The sequence below is a fragment of the Thalassotalea crassostreae genome (assembly GCF_001831495.1).
Lineage (GTDB): Bacteria > Pseudomonadota > Gammaproteobacteria > Enterobacterales > Alteromonadaceae > Thalassotalea_A > Thalassotalea_A crassostreae.
This window is the reverse complement of sequence record NZ_CP017689.1, coordinates 3,118,453-3,139,727: the sequence shown is the minus strand read 5'-3', so window position 1 is coordinate 3,139,727 and position 21,275 is coordinate 3,118,453. Positions and strand designations below refer to the sequence as shown.

The 21,275-nt window shown below is 38.3% G+C and carries 23 protein-coding genes; 14 read left to right on the top strand and 9 right to left on the bottom strand.

The genetic code is table 11. The annotated features are described in order from the left end of the window. The first annotated feature begins 70 nt into the window (after nucleotides 1–70). The 5 genes from LT090_RS13610 (at nucleotide 71) to LT090_RS13590 (ending at nucleotide 4,799) form a co-directional block, all read left to right on the top strand. A complete protein-coding gene (locus LT090_RS13610; protein WP_226996485.1) occupies nucleotides 71–589 on the top strand; it encodes a nuclear transport factor 2 family protein in 519 nt (172 codons plus the stop codon). After that, nucleotides 586–1,344 (top strand): SDR family NAD(P)-dependent oxidoreductase, encoded by a 759-nt coding sequence (locus tag LT090_RS13605; protein ID WP_068545927.1) that lies wholly within the window; start codon nucleotides 586–588, stop codon nucleotides 1,342–1,344. The genes LT090_RS13610 and LT090_RS13605 overlap by 4 nt, the downstream gene beginning before the upstream one ends. Further along, a complete protein-coding gene (locus LT090_RS13600; RefSeq protein ID WP_082897121.1) occupies nucleotides 1,344–2,597 on the top strand; it encodes an NAD(P)/FAD-dependent oxidoreductase in 1,254 nt (417 codons plus the stop codon). Before LT090_RS13605 ends, LT090_RS13600 begins: the two co-directional genes overlap by 1 nt. Before the next feature lie 13 nt (nucleotides 2,598–2,610). Beyond that, nucleotides 2,611–3,432 carry a DUF1365 domain-containing protein gene (locus LT090_RS13595; protein ID WP_068546005.1) on the top strand — a complete coding sequence of 274 codons (822 nt, stop codon included), beginning with the start codon at nucleotides 2,611–2,613 and terminating at the stop codon, nucleotides 3,430–3,432. 134 nt (nucleotides 3,433–3,566) lie between these two features. Then, complete coding sequence (locus LT090_RS13590; protein ID WP_068545928.1) at nucleotides 3,567–4,799, top strand: class I SAM-dependent methyltransferase; 1,233 nt, start codon at nucleotides 3,567–3,569, stop codon at nucleotides 4,797–4,799. A 68-nt stretch (nucleotides 4,800–4,867) separates the two neighbouring features. Here the strand turns inward: LT090_RS13590 and LT090_RS13585 are convergent, their stop codons facing one another. The 3 genes from LT090_RS13585 to folX all read right to left on the bottom strand — a co-directional run bounded on the left by LT090_RS13585 (nucleotide 4,868) and on the right by folX (nucleotide 6,290). Continuing rightward, a complete protein-coding gene (locus LT090_RS13585) occupies nucleotides 4,868–5,128 on the bottom strand; it encodes a DUF5062 family protein (RefSeq protein WP_068545929.1) in 261 nt (86 codons plus the stop codon). Nucleotides 5,129–5,206: 78 nt separating this feature from the next. Next, nucleotides 5,207–5,929, bottom strand: a complete 723-nt coding sequence (gene folM / locus LT090_RS13580) for a dihydromonapterin reductase (protein WP_068545930.1) — start codon at nucleotides 5,927–5,929, stop codon at nucleotides 5,207–5,209. Nucleotide 5,930: 1 nt separating this feature from the next. After that, entirely contained in the window at nucleotides 5,931–6,290 is a 360-nt protein-coding gene (gene folX, locus LT090_RS13575) for a dihydroneopterin triphosphate 2'-epimerase (protein WP_068546006.1), read from the bottom strand. A gap of 220 nt (nucleotides 6,291–6,510) precedes the next feature. On the opposite strand from folX, the gene LT090_RS13570 reads away from it, so the two are divergent. The 3 genes from LT090_RS13570 to LT090_RS13560 all read left to right on the top strand — a co-directional run bounded on the left by LT090_RS13570 (nucleotide 6,511) and on the right by LT090_RS13560 (nucleotide 8,604). Beyond that, nucleotides 6,511–7,176 carry a GAF domain-containing protein gene (locus LT090_RS13570; RefSeq protein ID WP_068545931.1) on the top strand — a complete coding sequence of 222 codons (666 nt, stop codon included), beginning with the start codon at nucleotides 6,511–6,513 and terminating at the stop codon, nucleotides 7,174–7,176. Between the two features lie 184 nt (nucleotides 7,177–7,360). Then, on the top strand, nucleotides 7,361–8,077 hold the full coding sequence (locus LT090_RS13565; protein ID WP_068545932.1) for a response regulator transcription factor: 717 nt from the start codon (nucleotides 7,361–7,363) through the stop codon (nucleotides 8,075–8,077). 125 nt (nucleotides 8,078–8,202) lie between these two features. Next, nucleotides 8,203–8,604 (top strand): ExbD/TolR family protein, encoded by a 402-nt coding sequence (locus tag LT090_RS13560; protein ID WP_068545933.1) that lies wholly within the window; start codon nucleotides 8,203–8,205, stop codon nucleotides 8,602–8,604. A 505-nt stretch (nucleotides 8,605–9,109) separates the two neighbouring features. Here LT090_RS13560 and LT090_RS13555 read toward each other — a convergent pair. From LT090_RS13555 to ccmA, 6 genes are all read right to left on the bottom strand, one after another. Further along, on the bottom strand, nucleotides 9,110–11,575 hold the full coding sequence (locus tag LT090_RS13555; RefSeq protein WP_068545934.1) for a TonB-dependent receptor plug domain-containing protein: 2,466 nt from the start codon (nucleotides 11,573–11,575) through the stop codon (nucleotides 9,110–9,112). Between the two features lie 493 nt (nucleotides 11,576–12,068). Next, on the bottom strand, nucleotides 12,069–12,548 hold the full coding sequence (ccmE, locus tag LT090_RS13550; RefSeq protein ID WP_068545935.1) for a cytochrome c maturation protein CcmE: 480 nt from the start codon (nucleotides 12,546–12,548) through the stop codon (nucleotides 12,069–12,071). Between the two features lies 1 nt (nucleotide 12,549). Next, complete coding sequence (gene ccmD / locus LT090_RS13545; RefSeq protein WP_068545936.1) at nucleotides 12,550–12,759, bottom strand: heme exporter protein CcmD; 210 nt, start codon at nucleotides 12,757–12,759, stop codon at nucleotides 12,550–12,552. After that, complete coding sequence (locus tag LT090_RS13540) at nucleotides 12,759–13,505, bottom strand: heme ABC transporter permease (protein ID WP_068545937.1); 747 nt, start codon at nucleotides 13,503–13,505, stop codon at nucleotides 12,759–12,761. The genes ccmD and LT090_RS13540 overlap by 1 nt, the downstream gene beginning before the upstream one ends. A 1-nt stretch (nucleotide 13,506) precedes the next feature. Further along, nucleotides 13,507–14,187: a heme exporter protein CcmB gene (gene ccmB, locus LT090_RS13535; protein WP_068545938.1), complete on the bottom strand. Its 681-nt coding sequence runs from the start codon at nucleotides 14,185–14,187 to the stop codon at nucleotides 13,507–13,509. Nucleotides 14,188–14,195: 8 nt separating this feature from the next. Beyond that, nucleotides 14,196–14,837: a cytochrome c biogenesis heme-transporting ATPase CcmA gene (gene ccmA, locus LT090_RS13530; protein ID WP_068545939.1), complete on the bottom strand. Its 642-nt coding sequence runs from the start codon at nucleotides 14,835–14,837 to the stop codon at nucleotides 14,196–14,198. Between the two features lie 272 nt (nucleotides 14,838–15,109). Here ccmA and LT090_RS13525 point away from each other — a divergent pair, with 272 nt between their 5' ends. The 6 genes from LT090_RS13525 (at nucleotide 15,110) to hemH (ending at nucleotide 21,231) form a co-directional block, all read left to right on the top strand. Beyond that, nucleotides 15,110–17,128 carry a heme lyase CcmF/NrfE family subunit gene (locus LT090_RS13525; RefSeq protein WP_068545940.1) on the top strand — a complete coding sequence of 673 codons (2,019 nt, stop codon included), beginning with the start codon at nucleotides 15,110–15,112 and terminating at the stop codon, nucleotides 17,126–17,128. A gap of 9 nt (nucleotides 17,129–17,137) precedes the next feature. Further along, nucleotides 17,138–17,698: a DsbE family thiol:disulfide interchange protein gene (locus LT090_RS13520; protein WP_068545941.1), complete on the top strand. Its 561-nt coding sequence runs from the start codon at nucleotides 17,138–17,140 to the stop codon at nucleotides 17,696–17,698. A gap of 9 nt (nucleotides 17,699–17,707) precedes the next feature. Further along, nucleotides 17,708–18,172 (top strand): cytochrome c-type biogenesis protein, encoded by a 465-nt coding sequence (locus LT090_RS13515; protein ID WP_068545942.1) that lies wholly within the window; start codon nucleotides 17,708–17,710, stop codon nucleotides 18,170–18,172. Between the two features lie 29 nt (nucleotides 18,173–18,201). Further along, nucleotides 18,202–19,443 (top strand): c-type cytochrome biogenesis protein CcmI, encoded by a 1,242-nt coding sequence (gene ccmI, locus LT090_RS13510; protein ID WP_068545943.1) that lies wholly within the window; start codon nucleotides 18,202–18,204, stop codon nucleotides 19,441–19,443. 149 nt (nucleotides 19,444–19,592) lie between these two features. Continuing rightward, nucleotides 19,593–20,183: a glutathione peroxidase gene (locus LT090_RS13505; RefSeq protein ID WP_068546007.1), complete on the top strand. Its 591-nt coding sequence runs from the start codon at nucleotides 19,593–19,595 to the stop codon at nucleotides 20,181–20,183. A gap of 4 nt (nucleotides 20,184–20,187) precedes the next feature. Further along, nucleotides 20,188–21,231 (top strand): ferrochelatase, encoded by a 1,044-nt coding sequence (gene hemH, locus LT090_RS13500; protein WP_068545944.1) that lies wholly within the window; start codon nucleotides 20,188–20,190, stop codon nucleotides 21,229–21,231. The last annotated feature ends 44 nt before the right edge of the window (nucleotides 21,232–21,275 follow it).

The window sequence follows — 21,275 nt, the reverse complement described above, 5'->3', positions numbered from 1 at the left end:
CTTTGGTGAAATTAATTACTCTATTTATGTTGATTTTTAGGCTAAAGTATTAAAATGAGGAATTTAACTAGTGGCTACTGTGAAGCTAAAACAATCAGTCCCAAACAGTGCTCATGAAGAGCCAATGCTTAAAGCAACCAATACTGGTATTCGTGAGTTAACACAGCCAGCTTGGTTGGTTAATTTTTGTGATATTTATCAACAGCTAAATACAAAGAACTTGTTGATGATAAAAGATATTTATAGCGTAGACATCGAATTTTCAGATCCAATGCATACGATAAAGGGCCTTGATCATTTGCTGCAATATTTCGATCAGCTCTACACCAACCTACAGAGCTGCAGCTTTGTCATTGACAATGCTATTCATAACGAAAATTCTGCGGCAATTTATTGGACTATGGAGTTTGTTCATCCGCAATTAAACCGCGGTAGAGTCGTCATTGTAGAAGGCAGCTCTTTGCTAAAAGCTAAAGACGGAAAAGTTTGTTTTCATCGAGACTATTTGGACGTTGGAGCAATGCTCTATGAGCACGTGCCTGTGGTCGGAAGAATAATCAAAGCGATTAAATCTCGAGCTGTAACATGAGTAGCGTATTAATTACCGGGGCAACATCCGGTATCGGTGAGGCACTTGCTCATGCCTATGCAAGTAAACAACATCAGGTGTTCGCTTGCGGTCGTAATGAAGAAAAATTAACGTCATTGTCGACCAAAATAAGTAGCCTTGACCTAACCGAGCCTGATTTTGAGACTAACAACTTTAAAACGCTGGCATTTGATATAACTAATGTGGAGCAGATTAAGCTGGCAGCGGCTCAAATTGATATCTTAGATACGATTATTTTGAACGCCGGTGATTGTGAGTACATAGACGATGCTGTTGGTTTTGATAACAAATTATTTCAACGTGTCATTAACGTCAACTTAGTAGCCATTGGTCACTTGTTACATTACTTATTACCTAAGTTATCAAATGGTGGCCAACTGGTTTTAGTCAGTTCTAGTGTCACCATTTTACCTTTGCCACGAGCTGAAGCTTATGGTGCTTCAAAGGCTGGGTTGGATTACTTAGCCAATACCCTTCGTCTTGATTTAGCCAAGCATAATATTGGCGTAACTTTAATTCATCCAGGCTTTGTTAAGACGCCACTGACTGATAAAAATGATTTTGCTATGCCGTTTAGAATAACTAGCGAAGAAGCGGCTGATCGTATTTATAAAGCTGAGCGTAATAAACGTTCCTATGCACATTTCCCTAAACGCTTTACTTACCTTTTAAAACTAATGGCGTTAATCCCAAAACCGTTATGGCAGAAATTGCTAACTTGGAGAACATCATAATGAAAAATATCGCAGTTATTGGTGCTGGCGTATCAGGTTTAACAACGGCTTATTTGCTTTCTCAAAAACATAAAGTACAGGTATTTGAAAAGAACGATTATATCGGCGGTCATACTGCTACTGTCGATGTTGAACATGCTGGAAAACAGCATGTTATTGATACTGGCTTTATTGTTTTTAATGACAAAACCTATCCAAATTTTCTTAAATTATTAGATAACATAGGCATTAAAAAACAAGAAACTGAAATGAGTTTCTCTGTTCATAATTGTCAAACTGGACTTGAATACAATGGTCACAATTTAGATACCTTATTTGCTCAGCGACGAAATATTTTTCGACCAAAATTTTGGCGTTTAATCAGTCAAATCTTGCGTTTTAATAAGTTGTGTAAGGCTGCATATTCGGCCAACGATTTTGATCTGGATTTAACTCTTGGCGAATTTTTACATTCAAATAGTTTTGATGATTACTTTTCTGAACATTATATTTTACCTATGGGGGCGGCAATTTGGTCGAGCTCATTGGAACAAATGCAAGGCTTTCAGTTTAAGTTTTTCGTTCAGTTTTTCAATAACCATGGTTTGTTAAATATTGCCGATAGACCGCAATGGTACGTGATCCCTAAAGGTTCTCGTTCGTACATTGCTCCACTCATCGAAGGCTTCAAAGACAATATCGAATTAAACTCTTCAATAAGTAAAGTGACTCGTGCAGTCGACGGGGTGCAGTTGCACTTTGGCGATAAAAGAGTAATGGACTTTGATGAAGTAGTTTTCGCTTGTCATTCTGATCAAGCCCTTGCCTTACTTGGCGATGCAACAGACGATGAAAAATCGATATTAGGTGCAATTGAATACAGCGCCAATGATGTTGTGTTACACACCGATATTAGTTTATTACCAAAGCGTAGAAAAGCTTGGGCAAGTTGGAATTATCAGTTAAGTGATAATCGCAGCAAGCCTGCGAGCGTCACCTATAATATGAATATATTGCAAGGTCTAAAGGAAGAGACAACGTTTTGTGTCACATTAAATCAAAATGAAGACATAGCCCCTGCAAAAGTCTTACGAAAATACGTTTACCATCACCCAATATTCAATGTAGCTAGCTTGAACGCTCAGCAGTTACGAAACACCATTTGCGGTTTAAATAACACGCATTTTGTCGGTGCTTATTGGTACAACGGCTTCCATGAAGATGGTGTAAAAAGTGCTGTTGATGTGGGTCAGCGTTTTTCTTGTTCGCTTTAATGGGTTGCTATTTATGACACCGGACAATATCGAGCAAATTAAAAGTAGGTTATATCGTGGCAATGTTCGTCATCGCCGCTACTCGCCTAAACTACATAGTTTTAACTACTCGTTATACATGCTTTGTCTTGATGTGAAAGAAGTGATGGCTGATAAGCTACCTGGTCCGATATTTGGCAAGCGTTGGTTCAATCCTATTCGATTTTGTGAAAAAGATTACCTGAAAAGTGAACCTGGAACTTTATTAGAGCGTATTCAAAACAAAGTGAAGCAGCTTGGTGGCGATTGGCAAGGTTCAAACGTCTCTATGTTAGTCCAAGGACGTTGTTTTGGGCTTTATTTTAGCCCTGCCAATTTTTATTTTTGTTTTGACGAGAAAAATGAAAATAAATGTCGCTACATGTTGGCTGAGGTGAGTAATACGCCGTGGAATCAAAGGCATTATTACTTAGTCGATTTAGAAGATGTGCAAATAACGGAGAAGGCTTTTCATGTTTCACCCTTTATGGATTTAAACATGAAATATCATTGGCAGGTGAAGCCGCCAGTGCAAGATAAATCGAGACTCTTAGTGCACATTGAAAACCATCGATTGAAGAAGCTTAATCAAGATTGTGGCCAACAAGGTGAGAATAAAATATTTGATGCCACTTTGGCACTGAAGAAACATCCTTTTACCAAGAAGGCGATATTTAATATTTGGTTATCATTGCCGATTATGACGTTGAAAATTTTTGCCGGTATTTATGTGCAAGCACTAAAGTTGTTTTTGAAACGAATACCTTTTGTGTCATATCAAAGCAAAAAGAGTCATAAAAAAGAAAGTCTAGGCTGACAGGTTCATAGCGATGATTATTATCGAACAATAGTCCGCTAAAATTATTATAAAACAGTTTTATATCGCATTTTTTATATGGCACTTATAGAAGCTGTTTGAGTTACAAAATTAAATACTTTCAGGAGAAAAATGTGGAAAACATTACTTCGTATTCACAACATAAAATTACTTGGCTTGCCAGTCGTTGTCGTATCCTTGTTTTTTCAGTTTTAGGAAAGTTAGAAGACGGTATCGTCGACGTTGTTGAAGGTGAACACACAACGACATTCGGAAAACTTGCTAATGGCGATAAAGCGTTTCTTCAAGGTAAAGTGATTATTCACGACCCTAGCGCCTATATTGATTTCGTTAAAGGTGGAAGTATTGGCGCGGCAGAGGCATTTATTGATAATAAATGGTCGAGCCCAGATTTAACTACGGTGATACGAATTTTTGCCAAAGCACAAGATGCGACCGACAGCTTAGATTCTAAAACAACCATGTTAAATAAAATCAAAAACAAGTTTTTTCATTACTTAAATCGCAATAGTCATTCTGGCTCGAAGAAGAATATTCTTGCCCATTACGATTTAGGCAACGAACTCTACACTCGCTTCTTAGATAAAGAGATGATGTATTCATCTGCTATCTATCCTTCAGACGATGCCACTCTAGAGCAAGCACAGTTGTATAAATTAGACAAGATATGCCAGCGCTTGCAGTTAAAAGAGAGCGATCATTTATTAGAAATCGGCACAGGGTGGGGTGGATTAGCAATTTACGCTGCGACTCATTACGGCTGTAAAGTAACAACGACAACAATTTCTGATGCCCAGTTTGGCTATGCCGAGCAACGTGTTAAGAAATTAGGCTTAGAAGATAAAATCACGTTATTGAAAGATGATTACCGAGACTTGACTGGTCAGTACGACAAAGTTGTTTCTATCGAAATGATAGAAGCCGTGGGTTATCAGTATATGGAAAGTTTTTTTAAACAATGTAACGATCGATTAAAGCCAGGTGGACGTTTATTAATTCAAGCGATAACCATTGCCGATCAACGTTTTGAACACTACTCGAATAATGTCGATTTTATACAGCGTTACATCTTCCCTGGCGGTTTTTTGCCTTCAATAACCTTAATGAACAATATGCTTACGGAACATACTAATTGTGTTGTTGAAGAGCTGCACGATATCGGATTAGATTATGCTCGGACATTAAGTGATTGGCGTACTCGCTTCTTACATTCGTTTGAAGAACTAAAACAACATGGTTATGACGAACGATTTAAGCGTTTATGGATATATTATTTGGGCTATTGTGAAGGTGCATTTTTACAGAAGAGTATTTCTACAGTGCATTATATTGCCAATAAACGTTAATGCTTTAAGGAAATTGCAATAATAGAACTAAAAAAGGAGGCTTAGTCTCCTTTTTAACTTAATTGCTATTACTCTTTTAAAGCATGACCATCGGGTAATTGTTTATGGATCCAAAGTGCGAGCTTATGCTTCATGCTCAATAAGTCTTCTTTATCTTCAGGCAAAGGATGAATGTGCTTGTCATTAACAAGCAAGCGGTAAAGCGCCTCTATTTTTTCTTTTGCGGCATCGGTGGCACCAAAGCTTTTATAACCACGGTTTATTGCGTAGGTTTCGCCTACTTTAAGGGCTGCTTTTAATAACGCTTTTTCATTTTTCAGTTTTGACATAATAATGCTTCACTATAAGTTTAAATTTGTATTTTAAATTTTGTTAAATTGCTAAGGAAATGTAGGGCAAAATGCCGCTTATTTAAGGTGCCTACCACCATCTAAATGTAACGTATGCCCAGTAATATAACTAGAGTTTAATAAATACTTGACCGCCTCAACTCCTTCAATCGCCCCTGGGCACAATTGCATTAGCGATTTTTTCAACGCTTTTTGTTTGTATTCATCACCGTCATCATCGTTAAACATTAATAACGCAGGTGCAATTGAGTTTACTTTAACCTTAGGTGCTAACAGTGCTGAAAACGATAACGTTAGGTTGGCAAGTGCCGCTTTACTTGCTGCATAAGCAATATGTTTTTTACTGCCTTTATCTACAACATAGTCGGTTAAATGGATGATATCCGCGGCTTGTTCTGCTTCTTGATTATAAGCAATTAATAAGTGTTGTAAGGCAATATTTAATTGGTATGGTGCTTGTACATGCACTTGCAACATTGGTTGCATGGTATCAGCTGGACTAAGGTCATCGCTTTCAGCTAACCAGCTAGACGCATTATGAATAATCGCTTTGAGACTACTGCAATTTTGTAGAACATAATCGCTAAAGCCCTCTATGCCTTTATCGCTAGAAAAATCAGCTTGGATGCAAGTGATACCGAGGGCGGTTAGCTGTTTTAATTCAGCGCGTGAAGTACGATAACTAATGATCACTGGTGTATCTTCGCTGTGTAGCGCTTTAGCCAGTTCAAATCCCAATCGTTGTCCACCACCGGTAATTATAATTGCTGAGCGTTTCATTTTATTGTCTTGCTGCTTTTAGGGTTAGCGAAACTGAGTCGGCAAACCTTAATGCATGTGGTTTTTCAACGGTGACTTTTGCATTGCTCACTAATTCAGATTCCATTGCAATACTTAGCAGATCAGCCGTTAGCTTTTCTAATAACTTAAACTGCCCATCTTCAACGTGAGTGATCATCTTTTTGGTAATAGTTTTGTAATTAAGAGCTTGAGATTCTTCGTCACTAGAACAGGCTTTGCCTGCTGGGTAGTTAATTTCGGCGTTGATGATAATATCTTGCTGCTTACTTTGCTCTTCCGGGTTAAAGCCGATAAAAGTTCGTAATCTTAAGTTGATAATTTTGATTGTTGCTTCTTGAATCGTTGGTTGTATCGCCATTACTTTTTTTGCTTCTATTCGATGTTTGACTAGTTATTAATTTTTAGTATACCAAGTTAAGTTTCAATTCCTATAGGTAATCAAACATTTGATTTAGAGAGAATCGAAACATTTAGTTGGCAATTGAAATTTCTTATGTATAATACTAAAAAAAAGATGTTTAGACGTCTAAACATCTAATTAACATTTTTAGGCAGCACTGATGCGTTTATTTGATATTTTAGGGGTTCTATACGAACCAATCAATGCACTTGATAATCACGAACACTTATTCTCTTATATAGAGCCTAAGTTAAATGAAGATGGCACCTGTCCGATTTATAAAGAGCCAGGCAACACCTACGATCTATTACAATACGTTGATAGTGCAGAACAGAAAGAAAACCTACAAGATTTGCTCGCTCGCCTTAATCGCTTGGTTCGTTACATTCACAATAAGACAGGCGTAGACTGGTTTGGTATTTACCTTCGTCATGGTGATAAATTAGTGAAGTATGTTTACAACGGAGAAATGTCTAAAGCTGAGTTTCCAATCTCTGAATATTACCTAGATAAATCTATTAATACTCGAGTGATAATGGAAAAACGTCCGTACTATATCCCCGATGTTGAAGCTCACGATGGCCCGTATTATCGCTGTGATGCAAAAGTTATGTCTGAATTGTGTTGTCCAATTTTTGCGCCAGATGGCAGGGTTATCGGTATTTTTGATAGTGAAGATCATCGTAAAAACTTCTTTGATGACCGAATCGACTTTATTTCAAATAAAGTTAAAAAAGCGATAGAAATATTTTTGGAAGATCACCCATACATCACTAATTCTAAAAGCTTTGATATACAAGAAGACGACTATTCTCAAAGTATTTAAGTCGTTAATAATAAATTTAAATTATAAGGGCATTTGGTTTAAAACAATGTAAATCTTTGGTTACAATTAAACACAGTTAATTGTGCCAAGTTGGTCTAATATTGTAGTTATCAAAATTATTGATTTTGTCGTTATTTAAGACTCAGTTAATAGTAAGAAATTTATTCTATTGGACATCCGATTTATGACCTTTAATACCGCCTCTACTGCAGAATTTTCTTCCATTATGGTGGTTGAAGATGACAAAGTATTGTCATCATTAATGAAGTCATTTTTGGAAAAGTCTAACTATATTGTTCATCAAGTTTTTCGCGGCGATCAAGCTGCACGAGCACAAATTAAAGTTCAACCTGATTTGATCGTTTTAGATGTAGGTTTACCGGGCAAAGATGGCTACAATGTTTGTCATGAATTACGAGCTACCTATCAAGGTCCTATAATTTTTCTTACCTCCCATTCTAGTGAAGCGGAACATTTAACAGGTTTTAATGTTGGTGCAGATGCCTATATGGTTAAGCCTGTAAGTCCGCAGCTGGTGCTAGCACAAATCGATGCTCTTCTGCGCAGAACAAAGCAACAACAAGCAACTCACCAAAGCAAAAAAATTACAGTAGGTGAAATCACCTTAACCTTAAGCGAACAAAAGTGTGAAGTTAATGGCAGCGAAATTTCTTTAAGTGTGTTTGAATTTGAATTGCTTTCATTGCTTATGTTCAATGCTGGTAAAGTGCTGACTCGAGATGATATTTATAAATTACTTTTAGGTCGTGAATATGATGGTTCTGAGCGTTCTGTTGATGTTCGTTTATCACGATTACGCGAAAAATTAGTCAATCAAGGCGTGACTAAAACTGAAATAAAAACCATTTGGGGTAAAGGTTACTTGCTATCAGCGGAATAACACTTTGCTGCCCCGTAAGCTATATAGGCTCAATAATTTATTTTCTTAATTAAATAAAAATCTATAGCAAATTCATCAGCTTATTCTATAGTTAATATTAATACTAACCAATATTAGGAATTAATATGGCAATTGCGAAGCGAGTTGGTGAACCTGAAGCTGGTGTTGATATGACTCCGATGCTAGATATAGTTTTTATCATGTTAATCTTTTTTATTGTGACCACGTCATTTGTTAAAGAGTCTGGTCTTGATGTGCAAAGACCCTTAGCGACTTCACAAAACAATTCTCCCACTTCACCACCTATTGCTATACGAATCGATGAAATTGGCAATATTATTATTAATAGCCGACTGGTTGATGTCGAGCGTGTAGCGGCTACTATTGAATTTATGTTGGCTGAGAATCCGACTGATAAAGTTGTGTTAATGGCTAGTGACGATACAAGTCATCAACAAGTTGTTGGTGTTGTTGATCAGGTAAAAGAAATATCAGGATTATCGTTATCCATTGTGTCTAATCGATAACAATTATAGTTGCACGGTTTGGCTGATGTTTAGTTCTCAGTTACAGAGTTTTTACTGAGTTTATGCGCTTCAATATCGAGCGGAATTAATATCAGTAGAGTGAGTATTAAGGTAACAATAAAACTGATGTTATAGCTAAACGGCAGAGTAATCGCCCCTGTAATGTTACTGATACTCCAAAGGCAGAATGTAAGTGAATATAGTAATAAAAACAAAACTGATGCATACAGATATGGCGATTCATTGAATCGCTTACTTTCTTCTGTTTTTAAGTTTCTGTATAACATCATTATATTTCGATTAGATTTATTGCTTTAATTTAGATATTGCCAGTAAATTACAAATTGACGTTGCTCTGTACGAGTTGGATACATATTACTGTAAAATTGTAACTAATCAGAGTGTTTGTAACATTCAAGCAAGGGCTGTTAAAAATTTGTATCGAAGACTTCAACTAAAAAGCTAGCTACCTAGGTAGCTAGCTTTGTTGTTTATATCAGTCGTTCTAGAATTGGTAAGAAGTGCTTACAAAGAATGATCTGCCGATAACGTCATAGACACTTGGTACGGTATTCATATCATTACCATTCGGAACTTCTTCAGGCTCTTGGTCTAGTAGATTTTTCACGCCACCATTTACTGACCAATTGTCACTTAAGAAATAAGATGCTGAAACATTGTGATAAACCACGTCGTCAGTTTTAAATGGTGTACCCCATGCATTACCTTCCATACCTTGGATAAATTGGGCACTGTATTGTAAATTCAAATCATCGCTAAGCGCTGCGTTTACAGTTAACATCGATTTAAGTTCTGAGTAGCCGCCAATATTACCGTCAATTTTACCCGTATAATCAATACCGTCTTGTTCAAACTCTAATAAGTAGGTTGTATCTAACATAACTTTGAAAATATCGAAACTATAACTAATATTCCAATCTATGCCACTGGTCTTTTGCTCACCAATATTGGTTAGTGCAGCAGTCATATTAGATAAGTCGCCTTCTGGAGTGATATTAATCACGTTACATGCTTCGATATCGCCAGCATGACAATTATCCATGTTAGCTTGCACGTCGACACGTGAGATAGCATCGTCGATATTAAACTTCCAGTAGTCTACCGTTGTTGATAGCCCTTCAGTTACTTCCCATACAGCACCAAATGTAAATGATTCACTTTCTTCAGGTTGTAAGTCTTCATCACTGGTGTAATTTACAAGTTTTTGTTGATCTTGCTCGCTAATATCTAACCATGGCGACGTTAGATAATCATATGAGCCTGTGTTACCGCCGTATAACTCACTAACACTTGGCGCTCTGAAACCAGTAGCAGCCACACTTCGAAGCATAAATGTATCGGTAAAGCTGTATGTTGCACCCAATTTCCATGTCGTTGCGCCACCAAATGTAGAGTAGTCGTCGTAACGAAGAGCTGCTTCAACAGCAAGCTGTTCAGTCACCGGAACAGATATTTCAGAGTATACAGAGTTTACTGTGTAGTCGCCGTCTGTTTTATCTTGTTGCGCTGCTGTACTGTCACCTTGTTGAGTAACCAAATCTGGTGTGTAGTAGCCGCTTTCATATCGAGATTCAACACCGAAAGCGTAACCAATATCGTTTTCTGCAATACCTGAATAACCAGCAGTTAATGTAAGTTGTTCATTACCTCCTTTGTTTTTCTCGGTATATAAAATATCATTTGCTTGTAAAAAGGCTTGGTCCACTTCTTCTGGAGAAAACCAAATATCTTTATTCGCCATGTCCGAAATACTATTGGTCATGTTTGTGCCGTGAACAGAATTTGCAACTTCGTCTTTAGACTCATTACGACCGTAAGTTGCTGAGATGTCCCAAGAGTCATCGTTTTCTAAGTAACCAGATAGCGCCGCAGAAACACGTAAAGTGTCTGTTTCTTGGCTATATACGCGCGGCCCTGCACCAGTCATTCGACGTTTATATTGTAGCTTGCCGTTGGTATATTCTTTTTCTTCAAATTGATCTGTTATTGATGAGTCTAAGGCATCGCCTTCAATCCAAACATTTGCAGGTTGTGGTGCCATTTGTTGATCTGATTCACGGCGTGTGTACATCGCATCAACACTCAATTCTGTATCGTCTGCAACCTCTTTATTGAAAGATGTGAATAGGCTGTATAAGTCATTTGGTGTTTGGGCATAACTGTCTTTGGTGTAGTCATAGCCGTTAAAGTCATATTTATCACCGAAATTACCATCGGCATCAGGAGCTCGATTTCCTAATGTTCCACCTGGAATATATGACGACTGACCTGCAGGTACAAAATCACGATCTGATTGAATTACATCCCCACGAGTTGAAAATTGTAAGCCAACTACCAAATTACCACCGGCTACTTCACGGCCATGCAAAATACTTACGCCGGCTGTCTCACCGTCACCTTCACCTGTGATACCGGCATCAAGTGTTAGTTCAGTACCTTCATAATCTGTTTTAGTTATAATATTTACAACACCGGCAATGGCATCTGAGCCATAAACTGCCGAAGCACCGTCTTTAAGGATTTCAATGTTTTTAATCATTGAAACAGGAATAGTGTTTAAGTCAACTGAAGAGTCTGCACCTGTTCCTGAGGCAACCATACGGCGACCGTTTAATAAAACTAAGGTTCTTTGCACACCCATACCACGAAGGTTCACTGTTGCTTTACCACCTGAACCATTATTTGAGGTAGCACCTAAGCTCATTCCTGCCGCTGTTGGTTGTACATTTAAAATTTCTTGTACCGACTGAAAGCCGCCACGTTTAATATCATCTGCAGAAATAACAGTTACTGGAGATGCGGTTTCCATATCTGTGCGGTTAATACGAGAGCCTGTAACTTCGATGCGTTCTACATCAGAATCAGCTATTGAGTCAGCGGCAAGGGCTAAAGGAGAAGTCGTTGTTGTTGCCATAACGATTGCGATTGCGATTGTATTTTTCTTAAACATAATTTTATTCCCAAGTAACTTTTTGTGTTGTTTTAGTTATTGCTAACTTGGGTTCATCTTAAGGAAAGAATGTAATGTGATGGAACAATAGGTAACAATTGCGATACCGGTGTTAATTGTATGTGAGCTAACCTTTTATTTAGTTATAAGTTGTTGATTTATAAGGTTAATGATGAGGATGGTGTTAATGGTAGATTAATACCTTAATGCGGTTGAAAATCTTGTTGTTGCGAGCCACTAAAAAAATGCTTTAGTAAAACTTATTTAAATCAGAGGTTTAGCGTTTTGGCAGGCTTTTTTAGCAATTAAACTAAGATTTTTGAGTAAATTAAGGGAATGGTTAAAACGAATACAGAATGTTACATCTTTTTGATTAATTGAATGGCTAATTCACTGCTATAAATGTGCTTTAAGCATTGTTTTGGGCTTCTTAGTGGTATTAAAAAGCCCGAAAAATCGGGCTTTTTATGTAGGTAAGAGTAATAGAGACTAATTAATATTTAGAATCTTTTTTATCATAAGTTGGTTTAGTGTGGTGTTTACCAACTTTCTCAGCGACTTCTTTTGGCATGTATTCTTCATCATGTTTTGCCAATACTTCGGTGGCTTCAATTGTTGTTGGGTCAATTAGAATACCTTGCGCAACAATCCCTTGCCCTTCACGAAATAGATCCGGCAATATGCCATCATATTTAACCGTTACTAATGGCCCAGTATCGACTAACTTAAATGCTACCTTTAAGCTTTCTTGATCTCGTTTTACAGTACCTGTAACGACAAGACCACCGACACGAATGCGCTGACCTACTTGCGGTTTAAGACCCGTTTTTTCATGACCTTCAACAATTTCAGTTGGCGTATAAAATACATCTACTGTTTGTTCTAATGCATATAGGGTCATGCCAATAACAGCAACGACACCAGTTAAAATTGAAATAACAACGGTTAATCGTTTTTTACGACGAGGATTCATACTACTTTCCTTCTTTACGTTTAAGAGCAGCTTGTTTTAACTTCTCTTCGCGTTGTGAACGCTTTCTAACTTTCTTTAATACTTTGGCTTCCATGGATAGTGAGTTTATCGTCAAGACAATCAATAAAGTGGCGGTAAAGCCATAGGATAACCAAACAAAAAAACCGTAACCGCCCATGGCGATAAATTCTGCGAATGATGAAAATGCCATTACTTAGCTCCTTGTTTATTGGCGATTGCTTTAACCCAAGGTCGCATCGAATTTCTTGCTAATATCTCAGCTTTGAAGCGATAACAGAATAAAGAAGCAACCATAAACGCAAAACCAAAAAAGCAAATAACAAAAGGGATCAACATATCGGTAGACATTGACGGCTTTTCAAACTTTGAAATGGTCGCACCCTGATGCAGAGTATTCCACCATTCTACGCTGTAATGAATAATTGGTAAGTTGACTACACCGACTAGAGCTAAAACACTTGCGGCTTTTCCGGCTAAGGCTTTGTCTTCAAATGCATTTTGCAATGCAATTACGCCTAAATATAAAAACAATAAAATTAATTCAGAGGTAAGACGAGCATCCCAAATCCACCAGGTTCCCCACATAGGTTTACCCCAGGCAGCACCTGTAAATAATGCAATGGCAGTAAATACTGCGCCAATTGGTGCTAACGCCGAAATTGAGGCTTCTGCCAGTTTTAATTGCCAAACTAAAGCAGATAGTGCAGCAATAGCCATACCTAAATAAATACCCATGCTAAGCATGGCCGCAGGGACGTGTAGATAAAATATTCGAACACTTTCGCCTTGTTGGTAATCCGATGGCGAATAGGCAAGAGCAAAAAACAACCCAGTGATTAGTAATAAAGCACTAATGACATTAAACCAAGGGATCAATTTACCGCTAAAGTGATAAGACACTTCTGGGTTTGCGTATGGATGAAGCCATTTCCACATATTAATTTGTACTCACTTTTAAAGCTGAACTAACGGCAAAAGGTGCCAAAGTTAATGAACCAAAAAACAATGCTGCGATTATAGCAAGTTGACCATTGTAAGGCATATTCATACTTGCTGAATCCACGGCGCTGGTCGCAAATATTAATACTGGTATATATAAAGGCAGTACGAGTAAACTCAATAGCACGCCACCTTTTTTCAAGCCAACAGTTAATGCCACGCCAATTGCACCTAACAGACTTAATATTGGTGTGCCCAATAATAAAGTTAACATTAAGGCTAAATAACTGTCTTGATGTAGATTAAGTAATACACCTAACAGCGGGGCAATAATAATTAATGGTAACCCAGTAATTAGCCAGTGTGCGAAAATCTTAGCTAGCACTAAAATAAAGGTCGGGCATGGACTCAACAACATTTGCTCTAAAGAGCCATCCTGATGGTCATTCTTAAACAATCGCTCAAGCGACAATAATGTTGATAATAGTGCGGCTACCCAAATAACCCCTGGTGCGATTTTCATCAATGTGTTTGATGCTGGACCTATACCTAAAGGAAATAATGACACAACGATAATAAAAAATAGCAAAGGATTAACGATGTCGTCGCGGTGGCGAATGGCGATGGTTAAATCGCGTTTAAGTATGGTTAGAAATGCTTGTCGGTAAGAAATAGCCATAACAGACCCTAAACAAACTGGTGTTCAAGTACGATTTTTTCGAAATCAGTACTGTTTAGTGAAAGATCTTGGTGGGTTGTAAGAATTATGGCGCCACCGTTTTTTACATGCCTTAAAAACAATTGTTCAAGCTTTTTTACACCAGTTTTATCAATAGCAGTAAATGGCTCATCAAGGATCCAAATTTTTGCCTTCGACTCAAATAACCGAGCAAGAGCGATGCGACGATGTTGACCTGCACTTAAGTGACCTGCCATAGCGTCTTCAAAACCGTATAGGTCAACTTCAGATAATGTCTTTTCGCAGTCATCAATATTTAAGCCATGCAGTTTAAAATAGAAATCTAAATTCTCGCTACTGGTCATTTCACCTTTAACGCCAGGTAAATGACCGAGAAAAAGTAAATCACTGTGAAATTCTTCGCTGCATTTATTGATAGCAATGCCGTTATAGTGAATATCGCCACTGTATGGCTGAGTTAAACCCGCTAAAATACGTAATAAACTCGTTTTACCACTGCCATTTGCACCTTCAATTTGTAATATGTCACCGGCGCTAATTGAAAACGACAAATCATCAAACAATAACCTGTCTTCTCGAATACACGTGAGTTGCTGTGCCGATAATAATGCAGTGCTATCTGTAGCCAATCTTTTGCCTATATTAGGATGATAATTGATGTCGATTCTACTTGTTTGTTTGGTTAATAAAAAGTAAAAGCGTTATTTTTCTGAAATATTTTAACTGCTTTTTCAACAGAATTAATATTTTCGGCTCTTTGGCTAAATTAAATGAAGATAGATGAATGAAATGTAAAAATTTTTGTTTCTGTTATCTGTGGTATCTGGGTATACTATGTGCCATTAAAAGTAGACTATTATTTGCCAGTTTTTATTAATATAAATTGGCCTCGGAGCGTTTAATGATCCCTGAGTTAGGACATCTGGCACTAATCATAGCCATGGCATTTTCTGTATGTTTGTCGGTTATACCACTAGTGGGTGTTTATAGCCAAAACCAAAGGTTAATCGGTTTTGCCAAGCCGCTGACTTCTGGCATGTTTGTATTCACCAGTATTAGCCTTTTAATACTGGCTTATAGCTTTGTCGTTGATGATTTTTCAGTGTCTTATATCGCCGGTCACTCTAACTCACATTTGCCTTGGTATTTTAAAATCAGCGCCGTTTGGGGCGGTCATGAAGGTTCGTTACTGCTCTGGGTCTTTTCTTTAACAGCGTGGACTATGGCTGTTGCGATGTTCTCAAAACATGTTGATCAAGCCTTTGTTGCTCGAGTATTAGCGGTAATGGGCATGATAGCTGTTGGTTTTATGGCTTTTACCTTGCTAACGTCTAATCCATTCGACCGTTTACTATTAAATACGCCGATTGAAGGACGCGATTTAAATCCTCTATTACAAGATGTTGGATTAATTATTCATCCCCCTATGCTGTACATGGGCTATGTTGGATTTTCGGTAGCGTTTGCTTTTGCAATTGCGGCATTATTATGTGGCAAAATGGACGCTGCTTGGGCACGTTGGTCTCGCCCTTGGACTTTAGCTGCATGGATGTTTTTGACCGTTGGTATCGCACTCGGCAGTTGGTGGGCATACTACGAATTAGGCTGGGGCGGCTGGTGGTTTTGGGACCCAGTAGAAAATGCTTCCTTTATGCCATGGCTAGTTGGAACTGCACTAATTCATTCATTGGCGGTTACTGAAAAACGCGGAGCGTTTCGAAATTGGACTGTATTGTTAGCCATATTTACCTTTAGTTTAAGTTTACTCGGCACTTTTATTGTTCGTTCAGGCGTATTAACGTCAGTTCATTCATTTGCCGCTGATCCAACTCGTGGTGCATTTATTTTAATGCTACTGGCCATTGCCGTAGGTTGTTCATTATTGCTTTATGCGATTCGTGGTTCAAACGTAGGTAGCTTTTCACGCTTTAATTTAGTGTCGAGAGAAACCGCGATTTTAATTTGTAATGTGGTATTAGTAGCTGCGGCGGTTACTGTATTACTCGGTACGTTATATCCGTTAGTGGTTGATGCGCTCAACATGGGCAAAATATCTGTAGGGCCTCCGTATTTTAATGCGGTATTCGTACCAATTATGAGTATTTTGTTTGTATTTATGGGTATTGGGCCGTTGATCCGTTGGAAAAAAGCCAAAAAAGGCGAGTTGTCTAGGCAGTTGTCTGTAATCACTGTGGTATCAATTGTATTTGGTTTGGTTTTTCCGCTTTTATACGCTGGTAGTTTCGATTGGTTAGTTGCTTTTGGTATGGGGCTTGCCTGTTGGGTGGCACTCGTTGCAGCTAAAGATGTTAGAAACCAGATAAAACCAAGTAATGGGCCTGCAGTAGGTTTCGCTAAATTAAGCTTAAGTCACCTTGGAATGGCAGTTGCTCATACTGGTATCGCGGTGACCATCGTTGGCGTCACTCTAGTTTCAACTTATGAATCAGAAACCAATATCCGTATGGATGTTGGTTCACGCGTTGAAGTTGCTGGATTTCAAATAGAGTTCAATGGTATTAAAGCTGTTGAAGGACCAAACTACAGTGCCGAACAAGGCCAACTTGCTCTTTACGATGGTGATGAGTTTATTACCAACTTGCAGCCTGAGCGTCGAAGTTATCTGGTACAAACGATGGGCATGACCGAAGCGGCAATTGATCCTGGCTTATTCAGAGATGTTTACGTCGCATTAGGTGACCCATTAGAAGATGGTGCCTGGGCAATTCGTGTGCATTATAAACCATTTGTAAGATGGATCTGGTTAGGCGCTATCTTTATGGCAATAGGCGCTATTTTTGCGATGCTTGATAAACGTTATCGCCGCCGTAAAACGGCTAAGCAGTCTATAGCAGAGCAAACTCACTCAACCTCTAAATTAACAGATAGTGACGGCGAACGTGCGCCATCGTTAAGCTAAGGTAAAGCCATGAAAGTTATCATTCGACTAATTCCACTTATTCTTTTTGTGTTGCTGGGGGTGTTGTTGTATCGCGGTTTATCGTTAGATCCACAAAAAATGCCTTCGGCTCTAGAGGGTAAACAATTCCCTGCGTTTAGCTTAACCAAACTGTCTAATGAGCAACAAATACTGACCAACAATGACGTTAAATCGGGAATTAAATTATTCAACGTTTGGGCAACTTGGTGCCCTGGTTGTAAGTACGAACATCCGTTTCTAGTGGAGCTAAGTACAGACAAACGCTTTACATTGTATGGCGTTAATTATCAAGATGACCGCGCAGCTGCTAACTTGTGGTTGCAACAATATAAAGACCCCTATGTTTGGTCGGCATTTGATGATAAGGGTAAATTAGCCATGGATCTTGGGGTATTTGGTGCCCCTGAAACGTTTGTTGTTGATCACAACAATGTTATTCGCAAACGTTTTGCTGGTATTTTAGATAAAGCCGTATGGCAACGTCAGTTTTTACCATTGATTATAAAAATTGAAGAAGAAATGGCTGCTGAGTCAGCTGCAGGGCAATAGGGAAAAATTATGTTAAAACGATTAACCCAACTTTGTTCATTATCAATTCTTTGGAGCGTCATGTTTTTTGCTAATGCTAGTCCAATTGATACCTATGAATTTCCAGATGAAGTAACCAAGAAGCGGTTCGCATCACTCACCTATGAGCTTCGTTGTCCAAAGTGTCAGAATCAAAATTTGGCCGATTCTAACTCACAAATCGCCGTCGATTTGCGTAAAGAAGTTTACGATATGCTGCTTGAAGGTCGAACAGATACCGAAATTATGAACTTTATGGTCGAGCGTTATGGAGAGTTTGTGTTATATCGACCAAGAGTAAGTGAAATGACCTATGTACTTTGGTATGGGCCGATTGCCTTCATTATTATTGGTGGTTTTGTGGTGTTTTTGTTTGTTCGTAAAAAGAAAGAAAAGCCACAAGCATTAAACTCTGAGCAGCAGCAACAACTTAAAGACATTTTAAAGGATGACTAGCAGATGCTAGTTTTCTAGGAACGATTAACATGACAACACTTTGGATTTTTAGCGCTTTATTAGGTTTGCTCGCTTTAGTATTTATTTGGCGACACTTTTTAAAAACATCCTTGTACCAAGCGAATCAGGCGAATATGCGTGGCCAAACTAACAAAGATCTTTATTATGAACATCTGCGCGAGCTTGAAAAGGATTATGCTGAAGGTGGTATTGATAAAGAAAACTTTGAATATTTAAAAGAAGAGCTAGATCATAGTTTGTTGCTAGACATGCAGGCATCAAACAAAGAGCAACAGGCGAAAGATAAGAAAACGTCACTTATCTGGCCGGCAGCTATGTCTGCGTTTATCATTATTTTTAGTGCGGTTTTTTATTACCAAAGCGGTGCTTATGGGGAATTAGAATTAGCTCAAATGCACCACTCAGATGCTGTGCAAGGTGATATGTCTGAATCGGGAAAGATCATCGCACAGTTAAAACTATTACATGAAGAAGTTAAGAAAAACCCTAAAAATTCAGATGCTTGGTTTCGTTTAGGACAGATATTAACCAATGTTGGTGAATTTGATAGCGCAGTAATAGCGTTTGATAAAGTAATGGAAGTTGAAGGTGAGCAAGCAGATATCTATGCGATGCAAGCGCAAGCACTCTATTACAAAAACAATCAACAACGTAATGCTGAAATTGACTCGTTAATTGAACGTGCGTTGGCTATTGATGAAAAAGACGCAGCAACGTTAATGCTTGTCGGTATGGATCATTACCAAAATCAGCGCTTTGCCCAGGCAGCAGAGTCATGGCAAATTATTTTAGATAATAATCCTAATAGTGAAAATTCTGCTGCATTACTTGATGCTATAAATACCGCTCGGTCTCAAGCTAATATGGAGTCATTATCAACGCAACAGCCGCAGAGATCAGCAGAAACAATTACTATTGAAGTATCATTGTCAGAAGATGTCATCGCAACCTTAACCGATGATAAGGTTGTGTTTATCTATGCACTTGCCAACGATGGCGTTAGAGCGCCGCTTGCTGCTGTTAAATTAATGGCAAGTGATCTGCCTACCGTTATCACCTTAGATGACAGCAATGCAATGATGCCTCAGCGTACTATTTCCTCAGTTGAAACGGTGAGTTTGCAGGCTGTGCTATCTCAAGCGGGAACGCCTGGCCAAAAAGCGGGTGACTATAAAGCGCAAGTCAATAATATTAAAGTAAAAAATAATCAACAAACAGTGAACTTAGTAATCGATACACTCGTAGAATAATAGTAATTAATTTCTATCTGTAGAAATAAGCGAATATTAAAAAGGGTGAAACCATGTTTAACACATTAACTAGCGCAGCTAGATCGTTAGATAAAAATAAGATTAAGATTTGTTTGACAATAATGCTTTTAGCATTTGCCAACACTAGCATGGCAAACGAAGCGGTAGCGGTTGATGTACAATCTGAAGCTAGGGTAAAGGATGAAGTGACTTGCCCTGCATTTCTAAAGCATAATTTGCGAAAATTAAACTCGAGCAAGAGCGTTGATATTTGTGAGCAGTACGCAGGTAAAACATTCTTGATTGTAAATACCGCCAGCCATTGTGGCTACACACCGCAATTCAAAGGTTTGGAAGCGCTACATAAGAAATATCAAAAGCAAGGCTTGGTGGTACTAGGTTTTCCATCGGATGATTTCTTTCAAGAAGAAGATGAAGAAAAAGATGCCGCTGACATATGTTTTGTTAACTATGGTGTGACCTTTGATGTATTTGCGACAAGTGCGGTTCGCGGATCTGATGTAAATCCTGTATTTGCTTATTTAAATGAACAAACAGCGTCGCCGTATTGGAATTTTTATAAATACCTAGTGAGCGCCGACGGTTCGCGCATTCAACGATTTTCTTCAAAAGTAGAGCCACAATCTGCAGAATTGACCAGCGCAATAGAAAAACAGCTAGCCAAGTCTTCAGGTGCTGTTAATGTCGAAGAGAAAAGCACTGTGAAAGGGGCTGAATAATTTAATGTCACGTTTTATCGCTAACAATAAGAATCTTCACGCAGAAAACTTACAACAAGGTCCTGCGAATACTGGCAAGGTTAAAACAGGTATTTTGCTGACCAACCTAGGCACACCTGATGAGCCTAACGCGGCGGCATTGAGAACCTATTTACGTGAGTTTTTAAGCGATCCGCGTGTTGTTGAAATTCCTAGACTCGTTTGGATGATTATTTTACACGGCATTATTTTGCGTGTGCGTCCAAAGAAATCGGCCAAGCTATATCAAAGCATCTGGACTGAAGAAGGCTCGCCGTTATTGGCTTACGCTAAAAAACAGCAAGCTAAAGTTGCGGCTCAGCTGGCGCAGCAATATGGTGATAATGTTGAAGTAGCAATTGCGATGCGATATGGAAATCCAAATCTGAAGCAAGCATTAAAGCAACTGCAACATAAAGGCGTAAACAAGATTATTGTTTTACCTTTATACCCACAATATGCGGGTCCGACAACAGGTTCAACATTTGATGCGGTAAGCAAAGAATTGCAAAGCTGGCGTTGGGTTCCGTCATTACATTTTATTTCGAGCTATCATGACAATGATAATTACATTACTGCACTAGCGAACAGCATAAAACAACATATTGAACAATATGGTAAGCCAGATAAACTATTGCTTTCATATCATGGTATGCCGAAATTGTTTCACACTGCCGGCGATCCATATTTTTGTTTTTGTCATAAAACCACACGTTTAGTTATTGAAAAACTTGCTTTTGAAAAGGACGATTTTCAAATTTCTTTTCAATCGAGATTCGGTAAAGCTGAATGGTTAAAACCTTATACAGACAGCTGTCTGGAAGATTACGCTAAACAAGGTTTAAAGCATGTTGCAGTGATCAGTCCAGCTTTTAGTGTGGATTGTTTAGAAACCCTTGAAGAGTTAGAAGTGGAAAGTCGCAAAGTATTTATGTCTAACGGCGGCGAAACGTTCCATTACATTCCTGCGTTAAATGACAATGACGACCATATTGAAATGATCATGTCTTTATTGAAGCCTCATATTTAATTGTCTGAATTTACTCTTTAAATAGCCAATTTTATATCCTTAAG